Raw genomic sequence first — 8,274 nt, forward strand, 5'->3', positions numbered from 1 at the left:
TCCCGCCGGTGCCGGTGAGCTCGAGACCGAACTCGGCGATGTCCTGGCGATGGCGCACGCCGACGATCTTGCGGACGGACGACTCGGCCCCCGGGCCGGAGCCGGCGAGGGTCCGCAGGGCGGTGCGCAGGTCGAGCAGGCTCCCCACGACGCCGTCGGCGACGTGCCTACCGAGCTCGTCGAGCACCAGGGCGTCCTCCTCCGCCCCCGCCGCGCGGATGAGGCCGACGATCTCCTCGGCGGCCTCGCCGAGCGAGGAGCCACCGCCCATGGCCACGCGCTCGTTGGCCAGGGTCGTGCGGGCGATCTTCCAGCCGTCGTTCACCTGACCGACCTGGAACTCGTCGGGGACGAACAGGTCCTCGAGGTAGACCTCGTTGAACAAGGCCTCACCGGTGATCTCGCGCAGCGGCCTGGTCCGGATCCCCTCGGATTTCATGTCCACGAGGAAGTAGGTGATGCCCTTGTGCTTGGGGGCGTCGGGATCGGTGCGGGCCAGGCACATGGCCCAGTCGGCCTCGCGTGCCAGGGACGTCCACACCTTCTGGCCGTTGATCCTCCACCCGCCGTCGACCTTCTCGGCGGTCGCGCGCAGCGCGGCGAGATCCGAACCGGCGCCCGGCTCGGAGAACAGCTGGCACCACTTGATCTCGCCGGCCATGGTGCCGCGCACCAGCAGGTCTGCGTGCTCGGGTGCGGCCTGCAGGATGGTCGGCACGGCCCAGCCGCCGATGGTGATCTCGTGTCGGGTCACGCCCGCCACCTCGAGCTCCTCGTCGATGAGGAGCTGCTCGGCGGGCGAGGCCCCCAGGCCCCACGGCTCGGGCAGGTGCGGCATGAACAGGCCCGTGTCTGCCAGGGCCCGCTTGCGTTCGTCACCGGAGACCGCGGCGACCTTCGCCACCAGGGCCCTGATCTCCTCGCGCCTGGCGTCGAGACCATCGACCTCCGACAGGTCGATCTCGAGGTGTCGGCGCCTGCCGGCCAGGGTCAACTCGGCCAGTGAGCGCCGCCAGCGGGCCGAACCGCCGATCGCCTGGCGCAGTGCGCCCGCCCGCCGCATGTAGAAGTGGGCGTCGTGCTCGAAGGTGAAGCCGATGCCGCCGAGGATCTGGATGCAGTCCTGGGAATTGCGCACGGCGTTGTCGAAGGCCAGGGCCCCGGCCACCGACGCCGCGACGGGCAGTTCCGAGTCTGCGGCGAGCAGGTCCTCGGCGGCCGCGGCGGCGTCCCACGCCAGGGCGCGGACCTGCTCGGTACGGCAGAGCATGTCGGCCGCCAGGTGCTTGATGGACTGGAACGACCCGATGGTCCGGCCGAACTGTTCGCGGATCTTGGCGTACTCGACGGCGGTGGCGAGCGTGTAGTCGGCGACCCCGGCGGCCTCCGCGGCGGCGAGGGTCACGAAGAGCTGGTGGACGAGGTCCGTGGTGATGCCGTCGAGGATCCGGTCGGCCGGGATTCGAACGCCGTCCAGGGACACGTGACCGATGGAGCCCGACAGGTCGTAGGGGGTCGCGGGGGTCACGGTGAGCCCCTCGGTGTCCCCGTCGAGCAGGGCCCACCGGGTCCGCCCGTCCACCTCGACGGACAGGAGGATCCCCCCGCCCGTGGTCCCGCCGTAGGCGACACCCGGATCACCGGTCACCGTGGTCGAGCCGGCGGTGGTCGAGCCCTTGAGGGTGGACGCCCCGTGGCCCAGGCAGACGCCCACGGGCAGCCCGCCCTCGGCGATGGTCTCGCCCAGCGCGGAGGCCACCTCGCTACCGGCGCGTGAGACCAGGACGCCCGCGAGGGCGGTCGACAGGATCGGGCCCGGGGCCATCCGGGCGGTGGCCTCCTCGAGCATGCAGGCCAGGTCGAGGATCTCGGCCCCGGCCCCGCCGTACTCCTCGGCGACGGCCACGCCGAAGAGCCCCAATTCGGCCAACTGCGTCCAATGCGCCTTCCAGGCGTCCGGGTCCGTCTCCTGGGCGCGTACTGTGTCCACGGGATCGACGGACTTGGCCCAGGACTTGATCGAGTTCTGGATCTCGGTCTGATCCGGGGTGGTGGCGATGCTCACGGTGGCTCCTCGTCGCGACGGGGTTCGAACCGGCGCGGGTCCGCGGACCGGCGCTCTCCCCCATAGTAGAACGTGTTCTAACAACCGTGTTCTAGAATGCACCAGCAGGACGTGAACACCGAACCCGGCCCCCATCGGCCGCTCGCCAGCCCAGGAGGCTCGCCTCATGACCAAGAGCTCGACCGAGACCGGTTCCGGTCCTGCCGCGTCTGATCCCGCGTCCCGCGGCGACGAGCCCAGCACCTCGTCCCAGCGGGAGCGCCGTCGCCGGATCCTCGACGCCACGCTGGCCCTGGCCGCCAAGGGCGGGTACGAAGCGGTGCAGATGCGCGCGGTGGCGGAGAAGGCCGAGGTCGCGGTGGGCACGCTCTATCGCTACTTCCCCTCCAAGGTCCACCTCCTGGTCTCGGCGCTGGCCCGCGAGTTCCGCCGCCTGGACCAGCGCACGGAGCGCTCGGCCCCGCCCGGCGACACCGCCCAGGAGCGCATGAAGGTCGTGGTGGACATGATCACCAAGTCCATGCAGCGCGACCCCAACCTCACCGAGGCCATGACCCGGGCGTTCATGTTCGCCGACGCGTCGGTGGCCAACGAGGTCGAGGAGGTGGGCTACTACATGGACCGGATCATCGCCCGCGCCATGGCCCAGGGGGAGCCGGACGAGGTCCAGCTCTCGATCGCCCGCGTGGTCTCCGACGTGTGGATGTCGAACCTCGTCTCCTGGCTCACCAGGCGATCCTCGGCCGCGGACGTCAACAGCCGACTGGGCCTGACCATCGACCTCCTGCTGGGCACGGACGACTCCCCGCGCCGGGCGCGGCTGCACACCGCCATCGGCAAGGGAAACGGGGCGTCCGAAGAGGCCGCAGGGGCGGACGCCGAGCCCGAGGGCTGAACAGCCTCCACCCCACCGCGGCCGCGGCCGTGCCCGCGTCTCCGCTGGCGAACGCGCGCAAACACTGCAGCCGCACACGATGATTCGTGTGCGGCTGTAGTTCTTGCGCGCGGGCGTCAGGGCACCACGACCGCCGGGACCTGACGCACCAGGTGCGAGACGTCGGCCGTCCAGCGCACCGGACCGTCCGCGGGGGTCCAGTCGGTGAGCAGGTCCGCCACCTTGGCCGTCATCTCCCGGCTGAGCCGCAGGAACGAGGTCCCGGGCTGGTCGTCCACCTCTCCGAGGATCAGCCACCAGGCCCAGGCCACCGCTCCTGCGTTGGCCACGAAGTCCGGCAACACCGCGATCCCGCGTGCCGTCAGGTCGAGTTCCGCGTCGATGGTGGTGGCGGCGTTGGCGGCCTCCACCACGATCGGCGCCGTGACGGACGCGCAGTTGTCCGCGGTGATGGCGTACGAGACCGCGGCGGGGACCAGGACGTCGACGTCCATCCCGATGATCTGGTCCCGCTCCAGCTGCTGGACGCGGGCGGGGACGGCCCCGCGGTCGATCTCACCGAAGCGGTCGCGGGTGGCCAGCAGCGCGGGGATGTCGAGGCCCGCCGGGTCGTAGAGCGTCCCGGCGGCGTCGGCCACCGCCACCACTGTCATCCCGGCCTCGTGCAGGTACCAGGCCGCGGCGCCGCCCATCGTGCCCACACCCTGGACCGCGACGGTGGTGCGTCCGACGTCCCAGCCGCGCACGTATGCCGCGGCCAGGCACGCCTGCGCCACCCCGTACCCGCCGATCACGTCGCCGAGCAGTCCGCCCGGCACCTCGGCGGTGAGCCCGCGGAAGATGCGGCCGGCGGTCGCGGCAGGATCCCCGGAGCGCTCGATGGCGGCGTGGTAGGACTGCCGCATCCCCAGACCCGCGAAGACCCCGTCGATCAGGTGCTGCGGGACTCCGAGGTCCTCGGCGGTCACCCAGTGACGGTCGAGGAACGGGCGCATCGCCTCACAGAACCGGGACAGCACCTCGACGGCACGGGGGTCCTTGGGGTCGAAGTCGATCCCGCCCTTGGCCCCGCCGACGGGGAGGTCGAAGGCAGCGGTCTTGCGGGTCATGCCGCGGGCCAGGTCCTCCACCTCGCCCAGGGTGCAGCCGGCCCGCATCCTGGTCCCGCCGGTGGCCAGGCCTCCGGTGAGGGTGTCCACGACGAGGAAACCGCGAGCACCGGTGACGTCGTCCTTCCAGTGCAGCCGCAGGTACGGTTCGCGGGTGGAGGTCTTCTCCACGGGTGAAGCTGGCACGGCCACCGGAGCCGACCCGGTTGTCGCGGTGAAACCCGGAATCTCGATGGATGTCATGGTGCTCGCCTCCTGAAAACGCCTCGTCCCGACTCTCCGGCGGGGTCCCCCAAGCATGGGAGCGAGGGCAGGCCCGGGTCCAGCGAGAATCGATGGACCCGACCGTTCACTTTTTCTGCACTGTCCCCGGTCAGCCCCTACGCTCGGGTCCATGGAGCCGTCACTGCACCGACTCAGACTGCTCCGCGAACTGGAGCGTCGCGGGACCGTGACCGCCGTCGCCGGGGCCCTGGACTACACGGTTTCCGCCGTGTCCCAACAGCTCGCCCTTCTCGAACGGGAGGCGGGGACCCCCCTGTTCGAGCGTCGTGGCCGCCGGATCGTGCTCACCGAGGCCGGGCTGGTCCTGGCCGGGCACGCGGAGACCATCCTGTCCGCGGTGGAGGACGCCGGGCACGCGATGGAGTCGGCACGAGCAGGGGTCGGGACGACCCTCACGGCGGGTGTCTGGGCGTCGGTGGCCACCACCCTGCTGCCCGCGGGGATTCGGGTGCTCGCCCGGGACCACCCCGGGATCGAGGTGCGCAGCCGCGAACTCGCCCCCGAGGACACCACGGGCGCGGTCCGGGACGGCTCCCTCGACCTGGCCTTCGTCCTGGACTACTCCAGCTACACGATGGCCCGGGTCCCCGAGCTCACCCGCGCGCCCGTCGCCGTGGAGTCACTGCACCTCGTGGCCCCCCGCGGGTCGATCGACGCCGGCGAGGTGGCGCTGGGCGACCTCGCGGGCAAGCCCTGGGTTCTGGCCCACCCGCGCTCCCACTTCGGCAGGGCGGTGCGGCTCGCCTGCCGGGAGGCGGGGTTCGAGCCGGACATCCGTCACGAGGCCGGTGAGCAGTCGACCGCACTGGCCCTGGTCGCCGCAGGCCTCGGCGTGACCCTGGCCTCCGACCTCGGGCTGGGCACCTCGACCGCGGACGTGGACGTGCTACCGCTGAGCGATGCCCTCACCAGGACGGTCTCGATCGCCTACCGCGAGCGAGATGCGCGGCGCCGACCCCTGCAGGCCTTCGTCGGAGCGTTCACCGAGGCCGCCCTCGGCCTGGGGCTCGACGCCCCCTAGTCGCGATAGTGCTCCGCCCGGGTTCAGCGCCGGGCGAGGAAGTCGGGCCGCGGCGGGGTCCCGGCGAAGGGATCGGACAGGCCGTTCTCCACGCTGTTGAACACGATGAAGACGTTCGCCCTCGGCACCGGGCTGATGTTCCCGCCGGAGGCGTGCAGGGTGTTGCAGTCGAACATGGTCATCGATCCGGCCCCGCCGGTGAGGACGTCGAGACCGTGGGAGCGGTACAGCTCCGAGATGTGCTCCTCGGACGGCACGCCCACCTTCGGCGCCGTGGTCACCAGTGACTCCCTGTAGTACTCCTCCGGCGTCTCGCCTGCGCACTGCACGAAGTACCTCTGCGTCCCCGGCATGATCATCAGCGGGCCGTTGTAGACCTCGTTGCGGGTGAGCGCGAGGGAGGCGCTACACGCCCGGGGGCGGGGCATGCCGTCCTCGGCGTGCCAGGTCTCGAAGTCCGAGTGCCAGTAGAACGCCCCGCCCGCGAACCCGGGTTTGTAGTTCAGGCGGCTCTGGTGCACATAGACGTCGGAACCGAGGATCTCGCGGGCCAGGTCGATCGCACCGGAGTGCTCGACCGCCTCCCGCACGATCTCGCTCAGGGCGTGGACATCGAAGATCGACCGGACCGCGTCGCTGCCGGCCTCGCGGATCACCCGGGGGTCGGCGGCCATCGCGGGGTCGGCACCGATGCGGTGCAGTTCCTCGAGGCAGGCGTCCACCCTGCCGGCGTCCAGTGCGCCCTCCCTCTGCACGTAGCCGCGTTCGGCGAACCGCTGGATCTCGGGGTCGTCGGATCGGGACCACACCACCGGGTCCGGGCGATCGATGATGGTCGGGGCGGTCTTCACGCGCGTCACGTAGCCATCGACGGCCAGTGTCATGCGTCTCCTCTCGGTCGGGGGCGGGCCCCTCCGGCCCGCCTCTGGCCCCGACGGTAGATATGACCACGATCACGGACAACCGGTCAGGCGCTGACGTATCCCCGGTTCTTGTCGACCACCGGACCGGGCTCGCCGCCGTCCGCCCACGTGCGCAGGTGGTCGAGGAACTGCTGGGAGAGGGTGTCCCGCCAGCCCACCACGTCGCCCGACATGTGGGGGCTGACGTGCGCGCCGTCGAGGGTCCACAGCGGGTCACCGTCGGGCAGCGGTTCGACGACGAGGACGTCCAGGTGCGCCGAGAGTCTGCCCGCGGCGATCTCCTGCGTGAGGGCCTCCTGGTCCACCAGCTGCCCCCGCCCCACGTTGATCACGTGGGCACCGTCCGGGAGCGCGGCCAACTCGGCCGACCCGAGCATCCCGCGGGTGGCCTCGGTCAGCGGGGCCACCATGACCAGGTGATCGACGCCGCCCAGGTGCTCGACCAATCGGGCCGAATCCAGGACGACGCCGAAGTCCTCGTCGTCGTCGGAGGGTCGACGCCCCGCCCCGCGGACGTCCAGCCCCACCGCCCGCAGCAGACGCGCGGTGGCCCGGCCTATCCCCCCGGTCCCCACGACGAGCGCGCGGCGTCCCGCCACGCGGGTGGTCTCACGGTGGCGCCACACCCCCGCGCGCTGCAGCGCCTCCGTCCGGTGCAACTGCTTGTCGTGGGCGAGGACACACGCCAGGACGTACTCGGCGATGGGCCCGTCGAATACCCCGCGGGCGTTGGTGACCAGCACGTCGGAGTCGCGCAGTTCGTCGAAGAGGAGCTTGTCCACCCCGGCGGCGGCCACGTGGACCCACCGCAGCGCGTCGGCGGCGTGCCAGGCGGAGGCCAGAGCGTCGGAGAAGATGTCCCACACGAGCAGCACCTCGGCGCCGGGCAGCGCCTCGGCCAGGGTCTCGGCGGTGCACTCCCGGACCTCGGCGAGTCCGCGGAGTTCGTCGAGGTGGGTGGGCGGGACGACGCCGTCGGCGGTGAGGAGGACGACTGTCGGTCGCGTGCCCGGGTCCCGGTGCTGCTGCGTCATGGACACACCGTAGCGTGCCCGCGATCGGCCCCATCAGATCGTCGGATTGTTGACAATCTGCTCGGAGGGGTCACACACTGGCCCCATGACCGCGCACCTGTCGCCCCTTCTCAAGCAGGCCACGCCCGTCGTGGTGGACCACGCCCTCGGCTCGTGGATCCACGGCACCGACGGCCGCGACTACCTGGACTTCACGACCGGCATCGGCGTGACCAGCACCGGCCACTGCCACCCCGACGTGGTCGCCGCCGCGCGCGACCAGTGCGGGAAGATCATCCACGCGCAGTACACGACCGTCATGCACCAACCGCTGTTGCAGCTGACGGAGAAGCTCGGCGAGCACCTCCCGGAGGGGATCGACTCGGTGTTCTACGCCAACTCCGGCTCCGAGGCGGTCGAGGCCGCCGTCCGGCTGGCCCGCATGGCCACAGGCCGGCCCAACATCGTCACCGTCCAGGGCGGGTTCCACGGCCGCACCGTCGCCGCCGCGAGCCTCACCACCGCCGGCACGCGCTTCTCCGCCGGCTTCTCCCCCCTCATGGGCGGGGTGGTGATGACCCCGTTCCCGCACGCTCTGCGGCACGGGTGGAGTCAGGACGACGCGATCGACTTCGCGCTCGCTGAACTGGACTACCTCATGGCCTCCCGCGTCGACGCCCGCGAGATCGCGGCGTTCCTCATCGAGCCCGTGCTCGGCGACGGCGGCTACATGGCCACCCCGCCGCGCTACCTGCAGGGACTGCGCGACCGCGCCGACCGGATCGGCGCGCTGCTCGTGCTCGACGAGGTCCAGGCCGGCATCGGGCGCACCGGCCGGTTCTGGGGCCACCAGCACACCGAGGGCCTGGTCCCGGACGTCATCGTCACCGCCAAGGGGATCGCCTCGGGCTTCCCCATCTCCGCGATCGCCGCACCGGAGGCGATCATGGCCAAGGCCTGGCA

At 71.6% G+C, this 8,274-nt stretch carries 7 protein-coding genes; 3 read left to right on the plus strand and 4 right to left on the minus strand.

Annotation, left to right across the window (positions count from 1 at the left end):
• Positions 1–2,065: acyl-CoA dehydrogenase family protein (locus G6027_RS05695; protein ID WP_182636202.1), on the minus strand; the 2,065-nt coding region annotated here is incomplete at its 3' end.
• Positions 2,066–2,231: 166 nt separating this feature from the next.
• Here G6027_RS05695 and kstR point away from each other — a divergent pair.
• The gene (gene kstR, locus G6027_RS05700) at positions 2,232–2,960 is read left to right on the plus strand and encodes a cholesterol catabolism transcriptional regulator KstR (protein ID WP_182636212.1); all 729 of its coding nucleotides are present in this window, start codon (positions 2,232–2,234) and stop codon (positions 2,958–2,960) included.
• A gap of 116 nt (positions 2,961–3,076) precedes the next feature.
• On the opposite strand, the gene G6027_RS05705 is transcribed toward kstR, so the two are convergent.
• On the minus strand, positions 3,077–4,312 hold the full coding sequence (locus G6027_RS05705) for a Glu/Leu/Phe/Val dehydrogenase (protein WP_187702633.1): 1,236 nt from the start codon (positions 4,310–4,312) through the stop codon (positions 3,077–3,079).
• 151 nt (positions 4,313–4,463) lie between these two features.
• On the opposite strand from G6027_RS05705, the gene G6027_RS05710 reads away from it, so the two are divergent.
• The gene (locus tag G6027_RS05710; protein ID WP_182636214.1) at positions 4,464–5,375 is read left to right on the plus strand and encodes a LysR family transcriptional regulator; all 912 of its coding nucleotides are present in this window, start codon (positions 4,464–4,466) and stop codon (positions 5,373–5,375) included.
• 23 nt (positions 5,376–5,398) lie between these two features.
• Here G6027_RS05710 and G6027_RS05715 read toward each other — a convergent pair whose 3' ends face one another.
• Together G6027_RS05715 and G6027_RS05720 are read right to left on the minus strand one after the other, a co-directional pair.
• Positions 5,399–6,259 (minus strand): phytanoyl-CoA dioxygenase family protein, encoded by an 861-nt coding sequence (locus G6027_RS05715; RefSeq protein ID WP_182636217.1) that lies wholly within the window; start codon positions 6,257–6,259, stop codon positions 5,399–5,401.
• An 83-nt stretch (positions 6,260–6,342) separates the two neighbouring features.
• The gene (locus G6027_RS05720) at positions 6,343–7,332 is read right to left on the minus strand and encodes a D-2-hydroxyacid dehydrogenase (protein WP_182636219.1); all 990 of its coding nucleotides are present in this window, start codon (positions 7,330–7,332) and stop codon (positions 6,343–6,345) included.
• An 85-nt stretch (positions 7,333–7,417) separates the two neighbouring features.
• Here G6027_RS05720 and G6027_RS05725 point away from each other — a divergent pair.
• A partial coding sequence (locus G6027_RS05725; protein WP_182636221.1) for an aminotransferase class III-fold pyridoxal phosphate-dependent enzyme occupies positions 7,418–8,274 on the plus strand: 857 nt, incomplete at its 3' end.

Origin of the sequence: Dietzia sp. SLG310A2-38A2 (assembly GCF_014145095.1) — a bacterium.
GTDB lineage: Bacteria > Actinomycetota > Actinomycetes > Mycobacteriales > Mycobacteriaceae > Dietzia.

Coding starts and splice junctions, on each gene's coding strand:
- kstR (WP_182636212.1), top strand. CDS start 2,232: ATGACCAAGAGCTCGACCGAGACCGGTTCCGGTCCTGCCGCGTCTGAT.
- G6027_RS05705 (WP_187702633.1), bottom strand. CDS start 4,312: ATGACATCCATCGAGATTCCGGGTTTCACCGCGACAACCGGGTCGGCT.
- G6027_RS05710 (WP_182636214.1), top strand. CDS start 4,464: ATGGAGCCGTCACTGCACCGACTCAGACTGCTCCGCGAACTGGAGCGT.
- G6027_RS05715 (WP_182636217.1), bottom strand. CDS start 6,259: ATGACACTGGCCGTCGATGGCTACGTGACGCGCGTGAAGACCGCCCCG.
- G6027_RS05720 (WP_182636219.1), bottom strand. CDS start 7,332: ATGACGCAGCAGCACCGGGACCCGGGCACGCGACCGACAGTCGTCCTC.